Raw genomic sequence first — 20,037 nt, 5'->3', positions numbered from 1 at the left:
GTGCGACCAGTTATGTCTAGACATAACGAACGGGAGGCTTGGAATGGATCTTTGGTTCGAAACCGCGCTGTTGCCGACTGGCTGGGCCGAGCGCGTCACGGTCCGCATCGCCGATGGCCGAATTTCGGAGGTTCTGCCCTCCACTAATCCCGCACCCGACGCCGAGCCTCACCGCGTCGCGATCCCGGGCATGGGCAATGTCCACAGCCACGGCTTCCAGCGCGGCATGGCCGGGCTCAGCGAGCGGCGCGGCCGGCCCGACGATGATTTCTGGAGCTGGCGCGAGATCATGTACCGGTTTCTCGACCGGCTCACCCCCGACGACATCGCCGCGATCACTGCCCAGGCCTATGTCGAGATGCTCGAGACCGGCTACACCCGCGTCGGCGAGTTTCACTATCTTCACAATGACATAGATGGCGCCCGCTACGCCGATCCGGCCGAGACGGCCGGCGCGATCGTCCACGCCGCCGAGCAAGCCGGCATCGGCCTGACACTGCTCCCCGTCTACTACGCGTACAGCGATTTCGGCGGACAGCCGCCCAAGCCCGGCCAGCGGCGCTTCCTCTCCGATATCGACAGCTTCGCCAGGCTGGTCGAGGCGAGCAAGGCCAAGCTCCCCGCTGACGCGATATTGGGTATCGCCCCCCACTCGCTGCGCGCCGTCACGCCTGAAGCGTTAACGGCAGTCACGGCGTTAACCTCTGGCCCGCTCCACATCCACGCCGCCGAGCAGGTCAAGGAAGTCGAGGCCTGCCTCGCCTGGAGCGGTGCCCGACCCGTCGAATGGCTGCTTGACAACGTTGAGCTGAGCGAGCGCTGGGCGCTGATCCACGCCACGCACCTCACCGATCGGGAAGCCGACCGGCTCGCCGCCTCGGGCGCTGTCGCCGGCCTCTGCCCGGTCACCGAAGCCAATCTCGGCGACGGCATTTTTCCCGCGGAGCGTTATCTCGCGGCCGGCGGACGCATCGCCACCGGCACCGATTCCAACATCCAGATCGACGCGGCGTATGAATTGCGGTCGATTGAATATTCGCAGCGGCTGGCGCGGCGCCGGCGTGCGATTCTTTTGCAAGAAGGTGCGTCGGTCGGCGAAACGCTGTTCGCCGCAGCGCTCAAGGGCGCAGGGCAGGCGCTTGGCGTCGCGACCGGGATTGCACCCGGTGCGCCGGCCGATATTGTCTCCCTGAACATGGAACATCCAAGCTTCGCCGGCGCGTCCGCCGGCACCTTCCTCGATCGCTGGATCTTCGCCGGCCGCGCCGGCGCGATCGACTGCGTCTGGCGCGCCGGTCAGCTGCGAGTCGTTCGCGGCAAGCACCTTGCGAGCGAGGCTATTGCTAATCATTATCACAAAATTTTGACGAATTTGCTGGCGTGACTCTGCAGGAACGCATTCGCTCGGACATCGAGGAACGCATCCGCTCGGGCGAGCTGCGCCCGGGCGATCGTATTCCGTTCGAGCATGAGCTGGTCACGCACTATGGCTGCGCCCGCGCCACCGTCAGCAAGGCGCTGGAGCGGCTCGCGCATGCCGGGCTGATCGAGCGCCGCCGCAAGGCCGGTTCGTTCGTCGCACACCCGCAGGTCCATGCCGCGGTGCTGGCGGTGCCCGACCTTGCCCAGCTGATCGCGGCGCGCGGTGAAGCCTATGGCTGGGAACTCGACACCTGCCGCGTGGTCAATCGCGATGCCGATATCGAGCTGTCAGGCATCCCGGCGCCGGCACTGCTGATCGAGGGCGTGCATTTCGCCGGTGGCCAGCCCTTCGCCGCCGAGCGCCGGCTGATCGCGCTCGATACCGTGCCCGTGCCGCGCGCCGATACGTTCGAGACCGAGGCGCCGGGCTCGTGGCTGCTCCACCATGTGCCGTGGACGGACGCTCGCCACCGCATCCGCGCCGTCTCTGCCCCGCGCGCGCTCGCCACGCGGCTCAAGCTCGAACCGCAGACCGCCTGCCTGCAGGTCGAGCGTTGGACCTGGCGCACGGGCAGGGCAGTGACCTTCGTCCGCCAGACCTTTCCGGGCGACCGCTATGACCTCGTCGCCGAGTTCACGCCGGGCGGATAGTTCTTGCTTCGAAACGATTGCGCCAAAGCGGGGCCTTTCGCTTTTCGCAAAGCACGATAGGCTGGCGCAATGAACTTGCGCCACATCGAGATCTTTCACGCGGTATATGTCAACGGCTCGGTGAGCGGGGCGGCGCGTGCGCTCAACGTATCGCAGCCCTCGGTCTCCAAGATGCTGCGCCATGCCGAGAGCCTGCTCGGCTTCCAGCTCTTCCACCGCACCAATGGCCGGCTCGTCCCGACCGAGGATGCGCACACGCTGTTCACCGAAGTCTCGGAGATCCAGGACCGCGTCTATGCGCTGCGCGAGGCGGGGCGGAACCTGAAGCGTGGTGCGGGCGGGATGCTGAAGATCTCGGCGCTGCCGAGTCTGGCGCTCAACGCGCTGCCGACTGCCGTGTCGCGCTTCATGCGCAATCACGAGGGCGTGCGCTTCGACCTGCAGACCGTCCACCACGACGATCTGCTGCGCAAACTCTATGAGCGCGAGACCGATGTCGCGATCGCCTATGAGGTCCCGCACGCGGCGCCGATCGGCCATCGCTGGCTGGGCGAGGGCGAGCTGGTGGTGCTCTACCGCGAAGAGGACATGCCCAACGCACCGGCGCGGATCGAGCTGGAGCGGCTGCGCGGCCGCCCGTTCATCAGCCTCGCCAATTCGGGGCCGATCGGCCAGCTGTTCAGCCAGGAATGCGCGCGGCTCGAGCTTGAGCTCGACGAAGTCATCTCCGCACGGACTTTCTACATCGCCACCGCGCTGGTCGCGCAGGGAGTGGGAATGACGGTGGTGGACAGCTTCACCGCCCAGGCCTCGCTCGTGCCCGGGCTGGCGATGCGGCCCTTGAAGCCGCAGCTGACCTTCGACGTCCACGCGATGTTCCTGCTCAATCGGCCGCCCACAGCGCTCGCCACCGATTTCCTCAAGGCGCTCGCCAAGGTGATCGACGCGTAAACTGCGGCCATAACAACAGGCTATGCCGAGGGCCCCACTCGCTATGTGCGGTGCCGGGAGCGGGGCGATAGCGTTATCTCAACATGATACCGGCACCTTTCCTCCTCTACCTCGGTCACAGCACCGATTTCGTGGGCATCAAGACCTCGCGTGGCCTCGCCGAATTTCGGCGGGACGATTGCGTGGGCGAGTTCCGTCACGACGACTCCACGCTAACCCTCGACCTGCCGCGCATGACGATCGCGGAAGGCGCTGCGGCGGGCGCTAAGACGCTCGTCCTCGGCATCGCCAATTCGGGCGGCCGGATGGGCGGCGACCTCGTGCGGGACGCGATCGCGGCGCTTGAGGCGGGGATGAACATCGCCGCCGGCCTGCACCAGCGGCTGCGCGACGTGCCCGAGCTGGCGGCGCTGGCGAAGGAGAAGGGCCTGCAGCTCTTCGACGTGCGTGACCCGCCCGCGGACCTGCGCGTCGGCAACGGCTATGCCCGTGCGGGCCGCCGCGTGCTCACCGTCGGTACCGATTGCTCGGTCGGCAAGATGTACACCACGATCGCGCTGGCCGATGCGCTGAAGGCGCGCGGCGAGAAGGCAGATTTCCGTGCGACGGGCCAGACCGGCATCCTGATCGCGGGCGAAGGCGTGCCGATCGACGCAGTCGTCGCCGATTTCATCTCGGGCGGCATCGAGATGCTCGCACCCGAGCGCAATGACGGCGGCTGGGACCTGATCGAAGGCCAGGGGTCGCTGTTCCACCCGAGCTTTGCCGGTGTTTCGACCGGCCTGCTGCACGGCGCACAGCCCGAGGCGCTGGTGCTTTGCCACGATCCGAGCCGCAGCCATATGCGCGGCATCCCGGGGCGTGCGCTGCCCGGCCTGAAGGAGTGTCTGGAGGCGAACCTCCAGACTGCGCGCCTGACCAGCCCGAACGTTCGCGCGGTGGGGGTGTGCCTCAACACTTCCCGCATGGAGGCCGATGAGGCCCGCGCGCTTTGCCGGCAGATCGAGAATGAGCTCGGCCTGCCCTGTACCGATCCAATTGCCTTCGGGGTCGAGGCGATCATCGACGAGTTGCTATGCACCGAACCCTCACGGCCCGCCACGATCGCTTCCTACTGACCAAGCCGTTCCGCATCTCGCGCGGCGTGAAGACCGAGGCCGATGTGGTCACGGTCTCGCTCCGCACCGGGGATCTGGAAGGGAAGGGCGAGGGGGTTCCCTATGCCCGTTATGGCGAGAGCGTCGAAAGCGCGCTCGAAGCAATCGAGGGTGTGCGTTCCGCAATCGAAGCCGGTGTCGGGCGCGAGGAGTTGCTGTCGCTGCTCCCGCCGGGCGCTGCCCGCAACGCCATCGACTGTGCGCTCTGGGACCTGGAAGCACGCCAGGCCGGCAAGAGCGTGGCCGAACTGCTCGGCGCGCCCGAGCCGGGGCCGCTCGCCAGCGCGCTGACCATCGTGATCGACACGCCGATGATGATGGGCGCCGCCGCGCGCCATGTCGCGAACGCGCCTTTGCTCAAGGTGAAGGTCGATGGCCGCCTGCCCGATGCGCAGATCCGCGCCGTCCGCGCCGCCGCGCCGAATGCGAAGCTGATCGTCGATCCCAATGAGAGCTGGGACGCCCGGCTGGTCGAGGCGATGCAGCCTTTGCTCGCCGAACTGCGCGTCGACCTGCTCGAGCAGCCGGTCTCCGCCGAGATCGACGAATGCCTGGAGAGCTTCAAGCCGCTGGTGCCGATCGCCGCGGACGAGTCGATCCACACCACCGAGGAGCTGGACGTCGTCGCGCGCCGCTATCAGGTGGTGAACATCAAGCTCGACAAGGCGGGCGGCCTCACCGAGGCACTTCGCTTGGCACATGCCACGCGCGAGCGCGGGCTCGGGCTGATGACGGGCTGCATGGTCAGTTCGTCGTTGTCGATCGCCGCCGCGCTGCACATTGCCCGCATGTCCGACTTCGCCGACCTTGACGGTCCGATCTGGCTCGCCAAGGATCGCCTTGGCGGGGTCGAGGACAAGAACGGCACGCTCTATCCGCCCATCCGGGGATTTTGGGGAACACCATGAAAATCGCGCTGCTGCTCGGGATTTCCGCCCTCTCGCTGGGCGCCGCAACGCCCGCGGCCCCGCAGAAGGTGGATCTGCTGATCCGCGGCGGCACGATTTACACGGGGTCTGACGCGCCCTTCATCGGCGATGTCGCGATCCGCGGCGACCATATCGTCTCGGTGAGCAAGCACGCCAATGTCACCGCCACGCGGGTGATCGATGCCAAGGGCATGATCGTCGCGCCGGGCTTCATCGATCCGCACACGCATATGGGCGGCGCGCTCGCCTCGGCGGACCCGGCCAAGCGGCTGATCCCGGCCTTCCTGATGCAGGGCGTCACCACGGCGTTCATCGGCAATGACGGCGGCGGCGATCCGAACCTCGACAAGGTGCTCGGCAGCGCGGCGACCAAGCCGGTCGGCATCAACTATGCCGCCTATGTCGGCTTCGGCGCGGTGCGCGAGAAAGTGGTGGGCGAGGATAATCGCGCGCCCACCGCCGACGAGATGGTCAAGATGAAGGGCCTCGTCGCCGACGCGATGTGCCACGGCGCGATCGGCCTCTCCACCGGCCTGTTCTACGCGCCGCAGAGCTTTGCCAAGACCGAGGAAGTGATCGAGCTCGCCAAGGAAGCGGGCAAGCGCGGTGGCACTTATGACAGCCATATCCGCGACGAGAGCAGCTACACAGTCGGCCTGGCGGCGGCGATCGAGGAAGCGATCCGCATCGGCCGCGAGGGCGGGCTGCCGGCGCATATCAGCCATATCAAGGCGCTCGGCGTCGATGTGCAGGGCGATGCCCCCAAGATCATCGCAATGATCGAGGCGGCGCGCGCCCGCGGCGAGAAGGTGACCGCTAACCAATATCCCTGGTCGGCATCGGGCACGAGCCTGGTCGCGTCGCTGGTGCCGCTCTGGGCGCAGGATGGCGGCCGTCCGGCTTTGCTCAAGCGCTTCGACGATCCCTCGCTCACGCAGAAGATGCACGAGGGCATGGTCGAGAACCTCCGCAAGCGCGGCGGGGCGGACAAGCTGCTGATCGTCGAGGGCAAGTATAAGAACCGCTATCTCGATGCCGTCGCCAAGGAGATGAACCTGTCGGCCGTCGATGCAGCGATCGCCGTGATCCGCATCGGCGATCCGGGCACGGTATCGTTCAACCAGAGCGAGGCCGATATCGGCGCGTTCATGAAGCAGCCTTGGGTGATGACGGGATCGGACGCCTCGGGTGGCCATCCGCGCGTCTATGGCACCTTCGCGCGCAAATACGACAAATACGTCAAGACGGACCATGTCATCACGCTGCGCGAATTCATCGAGCGCAGCTCGGCGCTGACCGCGGACACGTTCGGGCTCACGGGCCGCGGCCATCTGCGCAGCGGCGCCTTCGCCGATATCGTGGTGTTCGATCCGAAGACCTACGCGTCGCGCGCCACCTATGAGGCGCCGACCGAATATGCCGCCGGCGTGCAGACCGTCGTGGTCAACGGCGTGGTCGCGGTCGACAAGGGCGCGATGACCGGCAAGGCCGCCGGGCGCGCGCTGCCGCACAAGCCGACCCCGGGCAGCTGCAAGTGAGCTGGTGGTTCGGCACGGCGCTGTGGAAGCGTGTGCTTGCCTTCCTCGTGCTCGGCGTGATCTTCGCGCTGGTGGCGCCGGGGCAGGCGCATTGGGTGCAGTTCATCGGCGACCTGTTCGTCCGCGCGATCCGCATGCTGGTCGCGCCGATCGTGCTCGTGACGATCGCATCGGGCATCACCACGCTCGCCGATCCCAAGCGGCTCGGCAGCCTGGGTGGCCGCACGATCGGCATGTTCGCGCTGACCACCTTCATCGCCGTCTCGATCGGCATGGTGGTCGCGGCGATCGTCCAGCCCGGTATCGGCGCGCCGCTCGGCACGGCGGAGGCGCATGCGCTGGGCACGCCGGTCACGCCCTATGAGCAGCTGATCAACATCATCCCGACCAACATCTTCGATGCGCTGGCCAAGGGCGACATGCTCGCGCTGATCTTCACCTCGATCCTGATCGGCTGCGGCACGGTAGTGGCGGGGGAGGCGGGCAAGCCGTTCGCGAACCTTCTCCAGTCGACCTCCGCGGTGCTGCTGCGCGTCGTCGGGCTGGTGATGGAAGTGACTCCGTTCGGCGTGTTCGCGCTGATCGCCAATGCCGTGGCGGCGAACGGTGCGGCGGTGTTCGTCCATGTCGGCTGGCTGGCGCTGGCGGTGGTGCTCGGCTCGCTGCTCCAGATGCTGGTGGTGCACAGCCTGTTGCTGCGCTTCGTCGCGCGCCTGCCGCTGCTGCCCTTCTTCCGCGGCATCATCGATGCGCTGGCGGTTGCCTTCTCGACGGCCTCGAGCGGCGCGACGCTGCCGGTGGCGATGCGCGTCTCCGAGCAGAATCTCGGCATCGGCCGTTCGGTCTTCTCGACGGTGCTGCCGCTTGGCGCGAGCATCGGCAAGGACGGCACGGCGATGTATGTCGGGCTGCTGAGCATGTTCGCGTTGCAGGCCTTCGGCGTGCATCTGACGCCGACGGTCTATGCGACGGTGCTGCTGACCGGTGCGCTGGCGGCGTTCGGCACGGCGCCGGTGCCCTCGGCGTCGCTGTTCATGCTGGCGGCGGTGCTGAGCGCGGTCGGCGTATCGCCCGAGCAGACGGCGTTGGTGGTGGGCTTCGTGCTGCCGTTCGACCGGCTGCTCGACATGACCCGCACGGTGCCGAGCGCTTCGGCAAACCTGACGGTGGCCACGCTGGTGGCGCGCTGGGAAGGCGAGCTGGACGAGGAAGTCTACCGCGCGGCGGATATGGCGTAGTTTCTTCCCCTCCCTGACAAGGGAGGGGCTAGGGGTGGGTTGCCATCAACAAAGGCTATCGTCTGTGGAGGCCCACCCACCCCCGACCCCTCCCTTCCAGGGAGGGGACCTAGTTGCCTAACGAAACTTCGCGCCCCGCAACCCAGACCCGCTTCACAGCATAGAGATCCCGGAACGTCACATCCGGCGTCCCGCCGGTCAGCACCAGGTCGGCGCGCATGCCCTTGCGGATGACGCCCTCGGTCTTCTTCCGCCCCATGATGTCCGCGCTCGTCTTCGTGCCCGCCTCGATCGCCTCTGCAGGCGTGAAGCCCAGCTCGGTCAGGATCCGCATCTCGCGCAGCGCGCCGAAGCCCGGATAGACGCCCTCGATCCCGGTATCGGTGCCCACGCCGACGCGGATCTTCGCCGCCTTCAGCAGCCGGATATTCTCGCGCATCAACTCCCAGCGCTTGCTGTCATAGGGTGCCACCGCCTCGCCCTTGGCCAGCCGCGCCGCCTCGCGGTCGCGCTGCTCGGGGGAGAGCAGGGCGAGTTCCTCGGGCGCCAGCACGCGCGTCTCGAGCGGCTCGAAGGTCGCCAGCGTGGCGACATAGGCCATGTGGTGCTTCTTCATCAGGCCGATCAGCTCGGCATCGACCAGCGCATCGCCCACGCCGTGCGCCAGCGCGTCCACCCCCGCACGCGCGGCGATCTTGGCGCCTTCCAGCGTCACCGTATGCGTCATCACCTTGATGCCGGCGTGGTGCGCGTCCTTCACGATCGCCGCGAGGGTCGGCTCGTCCATGCTCGGCCGGTCGGGCCGCGCAGGGTCGCCATAGCGCCAGCCATCGGCGAACACCTTGATCATGTCAGGCTTGAAGACGAGCGCCTTGGCCATCGCGGCGTGCGCTTCGTCGGGGTTGGTCACCTGATAGGTGATCGCCTGGGTGAACTTGCTTTCGGTCCCATGCCCGCCGGGCACGCCTAGCCGGATCGCCAGCGTGAGACGCGGCGTGTCGGCCTGGAAGGCGCGGATGCCCGCCATCATCTCGCCCGAGACCGAGAACTCGTTGATGCTGGTCACGCCCGCCCGCAGATAGGGCAGGTAGAAGCGGTGTAGCGCGCCAGCGTCGGCAAAGGCCTCACGCGAGGTGTGGATGTGCAAATCGTGCAGCCCGGGGATCAGCGTGAGCCCGGTCGCGTCGATCACGTCGGTACCCTCGGGCACGCGCAGCTTCTTGCCGACACGGGCGATCTTGCCGTCCTCGATCAGCACGTCGGTCAGCTTCGCCGCCTTGCCGGTGCCATCGAACACCCGCGCGCCATGGATCAGCGTCGCGCGCTCCTGCGCCTGGGCCGCGTTCGCGCCGGCCAGTGCGGCAATTCCCATCAACCACCTCATTTCAGATGCCCGTCGAAGAACGCGGTGGCGCGGCGATAGGCCGCAAGCCAGTCGGTGTAGCGGAAGAATTCGTGGCGCTCATTGGGGAATACCAGCTCCTCGAAGGGGATGCGCCGTGCCGAAAGCTCGCGGGCGAGCAGCAGCGACTGGCCGAAATCGACATTGCGGTCGTCATCGCCGTGGATCAGCAGCACCGGCGAGCGCCACTTGTCGATCGACCCCATTGGCGAGCTGTCCCACTGCTTCTGGCGCACTGCCAGCTGCAGTTCGGGCGCGATATTGTTGTCGACATTCTTGAGCATCGTGTGGACGCCGTGGAAGTCGGCGCCGGCCTTGAACAGGTCGCTGTTGCGGGCAAGCGCGAGCGCGGTGAGGTAGCCGCCCCAGCTGCCGCCCCAGATACCGATCTTCTCCGGAGCGACGTCCTTCTGCGCCGCCAGCCAGCGCCCGCCGGCCAGCACGTCACGATATTCGGAGGCGCCGTCACGCGCGATGTTCGGCGCCTCGCGGAACGCCTGCCCATAGCCGGTGCCGCTGCGGTAATTGACCGAGAGCACGCTATAGCCATGCGCCGCCAGCGCCTGGTTCATGATGTAGGCGTTGGAATAATATTGCGAAGGGTGGAAGCCGAGCAGCATCTGCCGGCGCGGCCCGCCATGGACGAAGATCAGCGCCGGGCGCGGCCCCTTGCCCTTGCCGCGGAACAGCTGGGCGTGGACAGTCACGCCGTCCTCGGCCTGATAGGTCACGGCCTCGGGCTCGATCGCGCCCTTGAGTTCGGCCGCATCACTGAGCGGAGACAGTCCCTTGGCGACCACCGGATGCCCGGGATGGCTGGCATCGGTCGCGATGCCCGCGAGCAGTCCGCCCGCAAACAGCGGCAGGCTCTCGCTGCCCTTGCCGTTGGTGATCCGCTTGGCCGCGCCGCCGCTTGCCGGCACCTGCCACAAATGGCGCCGGTCGGTCTCGTCGGCATTGGCGGCGAAGGTGAGGACATCGTCGGCGCCGAGCACGAAGGTCTCGACCTCGAACTTGCCCGGTGTCAGCTCCTTCGGCTCGCCGCCCTTGTCGGCGTCGATCGCGTAGACTTGGAGGAATCCGCTGCGCTCCCAGGGGAAGAGAAGCTTGCCCTGCTTGCTCCAGTAGAGATTGTGCTGGCGCGTGCCGGCATAGCGGCCGCCCATGCCCTGCGGCGCGGTCCACACCGTGTGCGCCTTGCCCGTAGCCGTATCGGCGACGCGGATCGACCAATAGGGCCCGCCGTCCGGCGCCGCGCCCGCGGGCGGGTCGCGATACTGGATATAGGCGATCTGGCTGGCGTCGGGCGATAGGGCGGGCTCGGCGGAGTAGCCGAGAGCCGGCTCCATGTACGTCAGCTTGGGCGCATCGACGTCGAGGAACGCGACAAAGGCATGATCGTCGCGATTGTCGACGAAGGTCAGCCGCTTGCCGTCGGGCGTCCATTTGAGGTCGGTGGCTTCGCCTGCGAACGAAGCGATCCGCGCCGGCTTACCGCTCTGCCACAGCCAGATCTCGCCGCGCCGGGTGAAGGCGATCCGGGTGCCGTCGGGCGAGAATACAGGCAGGTGTCCGTCGCCGATCGGCGTGGGATCTACGCCGTTATCACCGACGACGAACACCTGCTGGCCCGGCGGATACGCTGCCGAGGCCGTATTCGGGATCCGTCCGTCCGGGAACTCGTCGTCCCCGCCGCGGACAAAGGCCAGGCGCTTGCCGTCGGGGCTCAGCGCCAGGTCGTAGAGCATCATGCCGTCGTCCTCGGCATAATGCGTGAGCTGCCGGGCCTTCTGGCCCGCATCCGCCACCCACAGGTTGCGCGCGCCCGCCCGGTTCTCGACCCAGGCAAAGCGCTGCACATCCCGCGCGCCCGCCATCTGGCTCACCACCGGCAGCGCCAGAGCCGCCGCCAGATCATCGGTTTGCGCAAGCGCAGGCGTGGCCAAAGCCAGCGCCAGCGAACATCCCAGCTTCAAAGCAGTACGGACTATCATAGGACGAAACTGCAGGGGGGACGTGTCCGGAACAATGCTGACATGCGCGTCGGTTATGCCCCGGCGAGTCCTCAGAATGATCGCGGCTTTGCACCTTTGGCGGCGATGGTTAGGCTCGGGGCATGAAGCATATCGTCCTAGCGCTCGCCCTTACCGTCGCCATGCCGGCCCTGGCCCAGGCTCAGGCGCAGTCGCTCGACCAGCGCATCGCCGCCAAGCTGGCGGAGGCGCCCACCGGCACCCGCTTCGGGCTGGTGGTGACCGATCCGAACGGCAGGGAGATCGTCGCGATCAACCCGGACGGCCGCTTCATCCCGGCCTCGAACACCAAGATCTACACCACTGCCGCGGCGTTCGCGTACCTGCCCGACATCAACCAGCCCGACACCGCCGGCGGAGCCGCGGTGCGCATGGAAGGCGACGACGTCGTGCTGGTGGGGCGGGGCGATGCGCGCCTGTCGAGCGCGGACGATTGCACTGTCGATTGTCTCGCCACCCTGGCCGATGCGATCGCCGCGAAGACGAAGCGCGTTCGCAACGTGATCGGCGACGATATGATCTACCCCGATCAGCATTGGGGACCGGGGATGAGCTGGAACAACATTCCCAGCTCCTCGGGCACCGGCGCCTCGGCGCTGACCCTCGACGACAATGAGCTGAAGCTGGCGGTCTCGCCTGCGAAGGTGGGCGAGGCGGCCAAGATCGAGCTCTGGCCCTATTTCACGATCGACAACCAGGCGAAGACCGTGCCCGGCGACGGTACCGAACTCGGCTGGACGCGCGATCCCAACGGCAAGCTGCTCCACATCACCGGCACGATCGGCGCCGACGCCAAGCCGCGGACCTGGAAGCTCGGCATCGACGACCCGGCCGACTATTCCGCCTGGCGCCTGAAGGTATTGCTCGAAGCGCGCGGCGTGAAGGTGAAGGGTGCGGTCCAGGTCCGCCATCGCCCGCTTACGCCGCAGGACGACCCCGAATATCGCGTGAAGAACAACGTCGCAGTGACGCCAGCCGCGCCGAGCGGTCCGGTGCTTGCCCAACTGACCCCGCCGCCATTCGCCGAGGACCTCAAGCACATCAACAAGGTCAGCCAGAACCTGCATGCGGAGCTGACCCTGCGCCGCGTCGCGCTGTTCCAGGGCGGCAGCGGCTCGATCGCGGACGGCGTGGCGAAGGTCGAGAAGATGCTCACCGCCGCGGGCCTGCCGCGCACTGCCTGGGACTTCTCCGACGGTTCGGGCATGTCGAGCTACAACCGCGTCGCGCCGCGCGGCACGGTGGCGCTTCTGCGCTGGGTCGCGGTCCAGCCCTGGGGCGCGCAGTTCCGCGACACGCTGCCGATCGGCGGGGTCGACGGCACGCTGGCCCGCCGCTTCAAGGGCACGCCGCTCGAGGGCAAGGTCTTCGCCAAGACCGGGACGCTCAACCAGACCAACGCGGTGGCGGGCTATCTCACCGCTGCCAGCGGCAAGACGCTCACCTTTGCCTTCTACGCCAATGACGTGCCCGGCGATGTCAGCGCGACCAAGTATATGGACGATGTGCTGAACATGGTGGCGGCGGGGAACTGAGCCGAGATTTCCCTCTCCCGCGAAAGCGGGAGAGGGAATGAAGGTTATTTTGCCTTCGCGGCGTAGTCCTCGACCTGCTTGAGCACGCGCAGCACGTTGCCGCTCCAGATCTTCTCGATGTCGCCGTCCGAATAGCCTTCCTTGCGCAGCCGCGCGGTGACCTTGGGCAGCGCAGTGATGTCTTCCATCCCGCGCACGCCGCCGCCGCCGTCCCAGTCGGCGCCGATGCCGACATGGTCGACGCCCATCACGGCGATGCAGTGGAGCAGGCTCTTCATGAACAGCTCGAAATCGGCACCCTGATAGGGGTTGGTCGCATCGGCCTTGGCCTTGTCGGCGATGAGCTTCTTCTGCTCGGCATCCGAAAGCGCATGCCAATTGTCCTGGCGATCGGAGATCTTGTTGCGCTCGGCATTATGGTCGCCCTCGACCAGATAGACGCTGTTGACCTGCAGCACGCCGCCCGCCTTGGCGAGCTTGCGCATCCGCTCGTCGTCGAGGTTGCGCGGGTGGTTGAAGATCGCCTTGGGGCCCGAGTGCGAAGCGATGAACGGCGTCTTCGACAGCGCCAGCACCTGGTCGAACACGTCGTCCGACGAGTGGCTGACGTCGATGATCATGCCCAGCCGGTTCATCTCGGCCACCCATTGCTTGCCGAGCGGGGAGAGGCCGTTCCATTTGGGCTTGTCGGTGGCGCTGTCGCCGAACTGGTTGTTGCGGAAATGGATCGGCCCGGCGAGGCGCACGCCCTGGTCATAATACCATTTGAGCAGCGTCAGATCCTCGCCCAGCGGATAGCTGTTCTCGATCGACTGGAAGACGATGCGCTTGCCGGCCTTGTTGATCCGGTAGGCGTCCTCGGGCGTGGTCGCGAACTCCATCTTGTCGGGGTTCGCCGCCACGACGCGCTGGATCCACATCTCGCGGGTAAGTGCCCCGTCGCGCGCCTTGGCATAGCCTTCGGGGGTCAGTGGGCCCTGCGAGGTGTAGACGGCGAAGAAGCCGCCATCGAGCCCGCCCTGCTCCATGCGCGGCAGGTCGATCTGGCTCTTGTCGAAGTCGCGGTCGTGCCACTCGTCGAACTTCCAGCCGGGATGCTCGAACAGCTCGGGCGTGTCGATATGCGTGTCGAGCACCAGCATCTGCTGATGCGCCAGCCGGTCGGCGGGGGAGGGGGTGTCGCTATCGGGTCCCGCAAGGGCGATGGCGAGGGCAAGCAACGAGATCATTTAGGCCTCCCAGGCAGTGATGACGGCATCCCCCGTCGCGGGGCGCAGCACGAAGATGCCGCTGTCGAAATGGCGCGTCGGATGGACGCGGTTGGTGAGCAAAGTCCAGGCGAGGCCGCGCTCGAAATCAATCCACAGCCCGGTGCCGGTGAAGCCCGTGTGCCCGATCGTCTCGTCGGAGCAGGCCTGCCCGCCCGACCAGCCGGCGAACTTGCGCTCCCAGCCGCAGGTGCGGTGCGAATATTGCGGGGTGCGGATCGCCGCGAGCATGGCGTCGGAGAAGCTGCCGGTCAGCACCCCCTCGGCGAAGTCGAGCACGCCGGCGACGGTGCCGAACAGCCCGGCATGGCCCGTCTGCCCGCCCATCGCGCGGCAATTCTCGTCATGCACCTCGCCCTTGAGCACGCGGTTCTGCCACATGCAGCGCTCGGTCGCGACGGCCGGGCCGGGAGGCGGGCCGTAGCTCAGCCCTTCGCCCAGCGGCCATTCGCCCAGCGGCTTGCCCGTGATTCGCTCGATCGCGATGCCGAGCAGCAGGAAGTTGATGTCCGAATAGACCGGCTCGGGGATGTGTTTCCATTCGCGCTGGAGCACGAAGGCGCGCAGCCGATCGGGATCGTCGCCATAGGTGTAGATCGGTTCGACCGCGGGAAAGAGCGTGCGGTGCGCCAGGCAGTCACGGAAGGTGAGGGTACGCTCATAGGCGCCCGCCACGTCATACTGGCGCAGGTCCGGGATCGCCGTGGTCAGCGGCGCGTCGAGGTCGATCCGCCCCTCGTCGGCCAGCTTCAGGATCATTGTGGTCGTCGCCACCACCTTGGAAACCGAGGCGAGGTCGAACCAGTGGTCGAGCGTCAGCGGCTCGGGTTCGGGGACAAGTGCGGCCATGCCGATATGCGTTACCCAGCGCCGCCCGTCCGCTGCGACCACGCCGAGCGTGGCGCCCGGAATGCGCCCGGATGCCACGGCCTCGGCGGCAGGTGCGAAAGCTGCCTCGATCATGCGGTGGCCCCGGCCGGGGTATCATCGGGCTTGGGCCTGGCGCCGACGATGAAGGGCAGGAAGATCAGCGCGCCCAGGCTCATCGCCCCGGCCATGAGGAAGAAGCCGTCATAGCCGATCGCCTTCTGGAACACGCCCGACAGCCCGGCGAGAAGGCGGGGGATCAGGAAGGCGAGGCCCGAAAACAGCGCATATTGCGCGCTCGGGAAGCGCGGATTGACCAGCAACGAGAGGTAGACGACGAACACCGCGCCTTCAAAGCCATGCCCGAACTGGTCGAGCGCCATGGCGAGGTAGAGGTCGAAATCGCCCGCGGTCACCTGGAGCCCGAACAGCGAGAACCAAATTGGCCCACCCGGTGCCTGATGCGCCAGCCAGGCGAAGATCCAGTTCGACAGTGCGGACATGATCCCGCCGATCACCAGTGCCCAGCCCATCGGCGCCTTGGCTGCCAGGATGCCGCCCATCGTCACGCCCAGAATACCCGCGACCAGCGCGACATAGGCGTCGGCGGCGGCGATCGACTTTAGGCTGTAGCCGAGCGCGTTGAACAGCGGATGCGACAGCGTGTTCGCCATCACGTCGCCGGTGCGATAGACCGAGACGAACAGCAGGATCGGGATCACCACGATCCCATAACGCCACGCCACATCGACATAGGGGCCGACCGCTGCCGAGCGGCGTAGCGGGGCGTCCCAGGGCAGTTTCCTGAGCCAAGGCACGGCGACGCCGAGCAGGATGAAGGGCAGCAGGCAGACGCCGAACACCCAATAGCTCGCCACGCCGGGGTTGCTGATCCCGACCGAGCCGATGGCCGCGAGCAGCACCCAGCCGACCGCGCCGACCGCGACGATGCTCGCCACGATCGCGCCGAGGCTGGCGAGCGTGCCGGTGAGCAATGCGGCCATCCGTCCGCTGGCGTCCGCATGCCCGGGCCGGAGCGCGGCGAGGACGGGGAAGGGCAGGAAGGCCAGCACCGCGACTGCCAGATAGGCGATCGTCCAGTCGAACTTGTCGGCGAGGAAGATCGCTCCGCCGCTGGCGATCACCATCGAGGTGCGATAGCCCCATTGGTTCGCGGCGACGAGCGGGCCCTGCTCGTCGGCATGCGGCGCCAGCTCGACGCGCCAGCCATCGGCGGCGATCTCGAGCGTGCTGGTCCAGAAGGCGAGCAGCACCGCGAACAGCGCGGTCAGCGGCAGGCTGGTATCCTTCGCAGTGAAAGCCATGCCGAGCGCGGAGGCGAAGATCGCGAGCTGCGAGAGCATGATCCAGCCGGGGCGCTTGCCCCAGAAGCGGCCGAAGCCGGGGACGTCGTACTTCTCGAGCAGCGGCGCCCAGGCAAACTTGATCGTCGACATCAACGACACCCAGGCGAAGAAGCCGATGATGACGATGTCGACGCCATGCTTGGCCAGGCGGAGCGAGAGCGTGGCGCTGAACAGATAAAAGGGCAGGCCGGCGGCAAAGCCCAGGAGCAGGTACAGGCCCATCCGCCCCGCGCCCGGGCGAAGCGCCGCCGCAGCTGGAATCGGGGCGTCAGTCACGCGGCATCGGCCCGTCGGAATTCGGCATTTTGGCTCCCCTGATCCTGGTTTCCCTAGTGCTCGGCCGGGGCGCGGACGCAGTCAATGGCAGTGCTAGCGAGCTTGTGTTGCAGCTGTGTCACGCTTTCACGCACAATCGTCTCATTTGATGCCATCGGGTTATGGTTTGGGGAACAGAAACTATGGCGCGGCGCAACATTCTTGGTACCTAATGTCCTCTCACCGCGCGGGAAATGCGGTTTCAGGGGGTAATACAACATGATCGAAGCGAGGGCTTTCAGAAGGATTCTCGTCTCGGGTGTTGCGTTCGCAGCCATGGCAAGCGCCATGCCGGCTTGGGCGCAGACCACGGGCACGCAGGACACCACCCAGGAGGCTGCGACGCCGACGGGGGCAGTTCCGACCACCAGCGCGGATGAGACCGAGGGCAAGCAGAGCAAGGGTAACGAGATCGTCGTCACCGGCTCGCGCATCAAGCAGGATCCGAACAATTCGGCGCTGCCGCTCCAGATCATCACGCAGCAGGAAATCACGCGGAACGGCATCAGCAGCCCTGAGCAGCTGATGATGTTCCTGACCTCGAGCGGCTCGGGCGCGGACAACCTCGCTTCGAACTCGGACGTCGTGACCGGCGCCCAGCGCGGCACCAACGGCCTGTCCGCCGCCAATCTGCGCGGCCAGGGCGCGGGCGCCACGCTCGTGCTGCTCAACGGCCGCCGCGTCGCTGCGCACGGCCTTTCGGGCTCCGCGGTCGACGTCAACCAGATCCCGTTCGCGGCGATCGAGCGCGTCGAAGTCCTCAAGGACGGCGCCTCGGCGATCTACGGCACCGACGCGGTCGGCGGCGTGATCAACTTCATCACCAAGAAGGACTTCCAGGGGATCAGCCTCAACGGCTTCACCGACACTACCGAGCAGGGCGGTGGCAACATCTACCGCATCGGCGGCGTCGCGGGCTATGGCGACCTCGACGAGGACGGTTTCAACGTGATGGGCGCGGTCGCCTATAGCTGGAACCAGATCCTGCGCGGCTCGGACCGCGATTTCGTCAACGGCAACCAGCCCCGCCGCGGCCTTTCGGTCGATACGCGCGGCACGCCGATCGCGACTGCGTTCAACATCGGTGCGAACACCCAGCCGGGCAGCATCACTGCGGGCGGCACGCTGCTCACCGGCCTGACGCTCACGCTGCCGAACGGCGCCAATGGCGCTTCGGGCGGCATCAACATCCTCGACCTGCCGGGCGGCGCAGGCTGCGGCTCGATCGACGGCGGCATGGCCTATGACGAGCAGCTGTGGAACACGCCCAGCGCGCAATATGCTTGCTCGTGGGACACGGGCCGCGCCGCGGTGATCCAGCAGCCGATCCAGACGCTGACCTATTATACCAAGGCAACGTGGCGGATCGCCGGCGACCACCAGGTCGCGTTCGAAGTCACCGGTTCGGATGCGGATTCGGCGAAGAGCTTCTCGAACGCGCAGCTCACCGCGAACACCACCAACCTGCCGATCGCCTATCCGCTGAATGCGGCGACGACCGCGCAGTACAACACGGTGTTCAATTCGATCCGCTCGGCCTTCGACGTCGCGTCGAACCCGAACCGCACTGCGCAGATCGCGGCGCTCAATGCGCGCTACGGCCAGCCGATCTCCTATCGCTGGCGCTGCATTCCCTGCGGCCCGCGTGAGTATCGCACCAACACCAACACGTTCCGTGCGGCGCTGAGCGCCGAGGGTCCGCTGTGGACCGGGTGGGACTATCGCGCCGGCGCGTCCTATGCACGCAGCGAGAGCTCGTCGGTGCTCGGCAGCGGCTATTACTATCGCGGCACGCTCGCCAACGGTGCCTATGATCCGAACGCACCGGCGGTTGCCGGGGTCGGCCTGATCAATGGCCAGCAGGCCCGCGGCCTGGTCGGCGTGATGAACTCGGGCCTGATCAACCCGTTCAGCGAGGTCCAGACCGCAGCCGGCCTCGCCGCGCTCGATTCCGCCTCGGCTTACGGCGCGACGCTCTATGGCGGCCGCTATGAAGTGAAGCAGGCGGATGCCTCGATCTCGGGTCCGCTGTTCGGGATCTGGGGCGGCGACGTCCAGCTCGCGGCCGGCGTCGACTATCGTCGCGAAACCTATGAGTTCAACGGCTCGGCCGCCGCTGCGGCGGCTGCACCGGTGATCTTCCTGGCGGCGTTCGACAACGTCAACGCGCTCACCCCCAAGACCCGCGACGTGAAGGCGGCCTATGCCGAATTGCTCGTGCCGCTGTTCAAGGGCTTCGAGCTGACGCTGGCGGGCCGTATCGACGATTACACCGGCTTCGGCAGCACCAAGAACCCGAAGATCGCGTTCAAGTACCGTCCGATCAACGAGCTGATGTTCCGCGGCTCGTACAACACCAGCTTCCGCGTGCCGACGTTCAACCAGATCTATAACGGCATCACGGAATCGCCCTATGCCGGTTCGGACATCGCCGATCCGGTGGCTTGCCCGGGCGGCGTGCCGACCAGCAACTTCGGCAGCGGCCAGCCTTGCGCGCAGATCCGTCCGAACATCTGGACGGGTGGCACCGCAGGCCTGCGTCCGGAAACGGCGAAGCAGTTCAGCGCCGGTGTCGTGTTCCAGCCGATCACGGGCATGAGCCTGTCGGCCGACTGGTGGTCGATCGCGGTCGACAACACGATCCAGCTGCTCACGCTGCGTCAGCTCATCGACAATGCGTCGCTGTTCTCGGATCGCTTCCTGCGCGATCCGGTCACCAACACGGTGGGCGTGATCGACGATCGCTGGATCAATGCCGGTTCGCGCCGCACCCAGGGCATCGAGTTCTCGTATCGTGACAGCTTCGAGGCGCTCGGTGGGCGTTTCTCGAGCGGTCTCGACGGCACGCTGCTGCTCAAGAAGCGCGAGAAGCTCACCCCCACTTCGGCCTATGGCCCGAGCCTGATCGGCGTGTTCAGCTATGCCGGCGATCTCGGCATCAAGTGGAAGCACAACGCGTTCATCAGCTGGTCGAACGACGACTGGTCGTTCTCGTTCAGCCAGATCTTCCGCCAGGGCTTCAAGAACGGCGCCCTGCCGGGCATCGCGGCAGGCACCGTCACCCGGCCCGACTATAACAAGCGGACCGACGACTATATCGTCTACAACGCCTCGATCAGCTTCGTCGGCCTCGCGCCGGGCTACAAGCTGACCATGGGCGTGCGGAACATCTTCAACACCGATCCGCCCTTCACCATCACCTATGACGGCAACTCGGGTGCCGGCAGCTCGTGGGACCCGCGCGTCGCGGATCCGCGTGGCCGCTCGTTCACCGTCGCTGCCGAGGTCAAGTTCTGATCCCCGGATAACCGGTGATTTTGGGAAGGCCGGGGCCCATCGCCCCGGCCTTTTCTTTTTGTCCGAA

The 20,037-nt window shown here is 66.8% G+C and carries 14 protein-coding genes; 9 read left to right on the top strand and 5 right to left on the bottom strand.

Annotated features, from left to right (window positions below; all coding sequences use genetic code 11):
* Positions 1-43 precede the first annotated feature (43 nt).
* The 7 genes from HZY97_RS15560 to HZY97_RS15530 all read left to right on the top strand — a co-directional run bounded on the left by HZY97_RS15560 (position 44) and on the right by HZY97_RS15530 (position 7,886).
* Positions 44-1,384, top strand: a complete 1,341-nt coding sequence (locus HZY97_RS15560; RefSeq protein WP_180145630.1) for a formimidoylglutamate deiminase — start codon at positions 44-46, stop codon at positions 1,382-1,384.
* Positions 1,381-2,073, top strand: coding sequence for a UTRA domain-containing protein (locus HZY97_RS15555; RefSeq protein WP_180145627.1), 693 nt, complete (start codon positions 1,381-1,383; stop codon positions 2,071-2,073). Before HZY97_RS15560 ends, HZY97_RS15555 begins: the two co-directional genes overlap by 4 nt.
* Before the next feature lie 69 nt (positions 2,074-2,142).
* Positions 2,143-3,024 (top strand): LysR family transcriptional regulator, encoded by an 882-nt coding sequence (locus HZY97_RS15550; RefSeq protein WP_180145624.1) that lies wholly within the window; start codon positions 2,143-2,145, stop codon positions 3,022-3,024.
* A gap of 83 nt (positions 3,025-3,107) precedes the next feature.
* The gene (gene dgcN / locus HZY97_RS15545; protein WP_180145620.1) at positions 3,108-4,142 is read left to right on the top strand and encodes an N-acetyltransferase DgcN; all 1,035 of its coding nucleotides are present in this window, start codon (positions 3,108-3,110) and stop codon (positions 4,140-4,142) included.
* Positions 4,100-5,089, top strand: coding sequence for an N-acetyl-D-Glu racemase DgcA (dgcA, locus tag HZY97_RS15540; protein WP_180145617.1), 990 nt, complete (start codon positions 4,100-4,102; stop codon positions 5,087-5,089). The genes dgcN and dgcA overlap by 43 nt, the downstream gene beginning before the upstream one ends.
* Entirely contained in the window at positions 5,086-6,648 is a 1,563-nt protein-coding gene (locus HZY97_RS15535) for an amidohydrolase family protein (RefSeq protein ID WP_180145614.1), read from the top strand. The genes dgcA and HZY97_RS15535 overlap by 4 nt, the downstream gene beginning before the upstream one ends.
* On the top strand, positions 6,645-7,886 hold the full coding sequence (locus HZY97_RS15530; protein WP_373684393.1) for a dicarboxylate/amino acid:cation symporter: 1,242 nt from the start codon (positions 6,645-6,647) through the stop codon (positions 7,884-7,886). The genes HZY97_RS15535 and HZY97_RS15530 overlap by 4 nt, the downstream gene beginning before the upstream one ends.
* A 109-nt stretch (positions 7,887-7,995) precedes the next feature.
* On the opposite strand, the gene HZY97_RS15525 is transcribed toward HZY97_RS15530, so the two are convergent.
* Entirely contained in the window at positions 7,996-9,258 is a 1,263-nt protein-coding gene (locus tag HZY97_RS15525) for an amidohydrolase family protein (RefSeq protein ID WP_180145611.1), read from the bottom strand.
* Positions 9,259-9,266: 8 nt separating this feature from the next.
* A complete protein-coding gene (locus HZY97_RS15520; protein WP_180145608.1) occupies positions 9,267-11,282 on the bottom strand; it encodes an alpha/beta fold hydrolase in 2,016 nt (671 codons plus the stop codon).
* Positions 11,283-11,404: 122 nt separating this feature from the next.
* Here HZY97_RS15520 and dacB point away from each other — a divergent pair, with 122 nt between their 5' ends.
* Positions 11,405-12,856: a D-alanyl-D-alanine carboxypeptidase/D-alanyl-D-alanine-endopeptidase gene (gene dacB / locus HZY97_RS15515; protein ID WP_257215098.1), complete on the top strand. Its 1,452-nt coding sequence runs from the start codon at positions 11,405-11,407 to the stop codon at positions 12,854-12,856.
* Positions 12,857-12,900: 44 nt separating this feature from the next.
* Here the strand turns inward: dacB and HZY97_RS15510 are convergent, their stop codons facing one another.
* From HZY97_RS15510 to HZY97_RS15500, 3 genes are read right to left on the bottom strand one after another with little or no spacing between them, the layout of a single operon-like run.
* Positions 12,901-14,085, bottom strand: a complete 1,185-nt coding sequence (locus HZY97_RS15510) for a dipeptidase (protein WP_180145605.1) — start codon at positions 14,083-14,085, stop codon at positions 12,901-12,903.
* A complete protein-coding gene (locus HZY97_RS15505; RefSeq protein WP_180145602.1) occupies positions 14,086-15,087 on the bottom strand; it encodes a serine hydrolase in 1,002 nt (333 codons plus the stop codon). It abuts the gene before it with no gap.
* On the bottom strand, positions 15,084-16,634 hold the full coding sequence (locus HZY97_RS15500; protein ID WP_373684392.1) for a permease: 1,551 nt from the start codon (positions 16,632-16,634) through the stop codon (positions 15,084-15,086). Before HZY97_RS15500 ends, HZY97_RS15505 begins: the two co-directional genes overlap by 4 nt.
* A gap of 315 nt (positions 16,635-16,949) precedes the next feature.
* On the opposite strand from HZY97_RS15500, the gene HZY97_RS15495 reads away from it, so the two are divergent.
* Positions 16,950-19,970, top strand: a complete 3,021-nt coding sequence (locus tag HZY97_RS15495; protein WP_180145599.1) for a TonB-dependent receptor domain-containing protein — start codon at positions 16,950-16,952, stop codon at positions 19,968-19,970.
* Positions 19,971-20,037 lie beyond the last annotated feature (67 nt).

The sequence above is a fragment of the Sphingomonas sp. R-74633 genome (assembly GCF_013416555.1).
Classification (GTDB): domain Bacteria; phylum Pseudomonadota; class Alphaproteobacteria; order Sphingomonadales; family Sphingomonadaceae; genus Sphingomonas.
The sequence above is the reverse complement of the archived record's forward strand: the minus strand, read 5'-3'. Positions and strand labels throughout refer to the sequence as shown.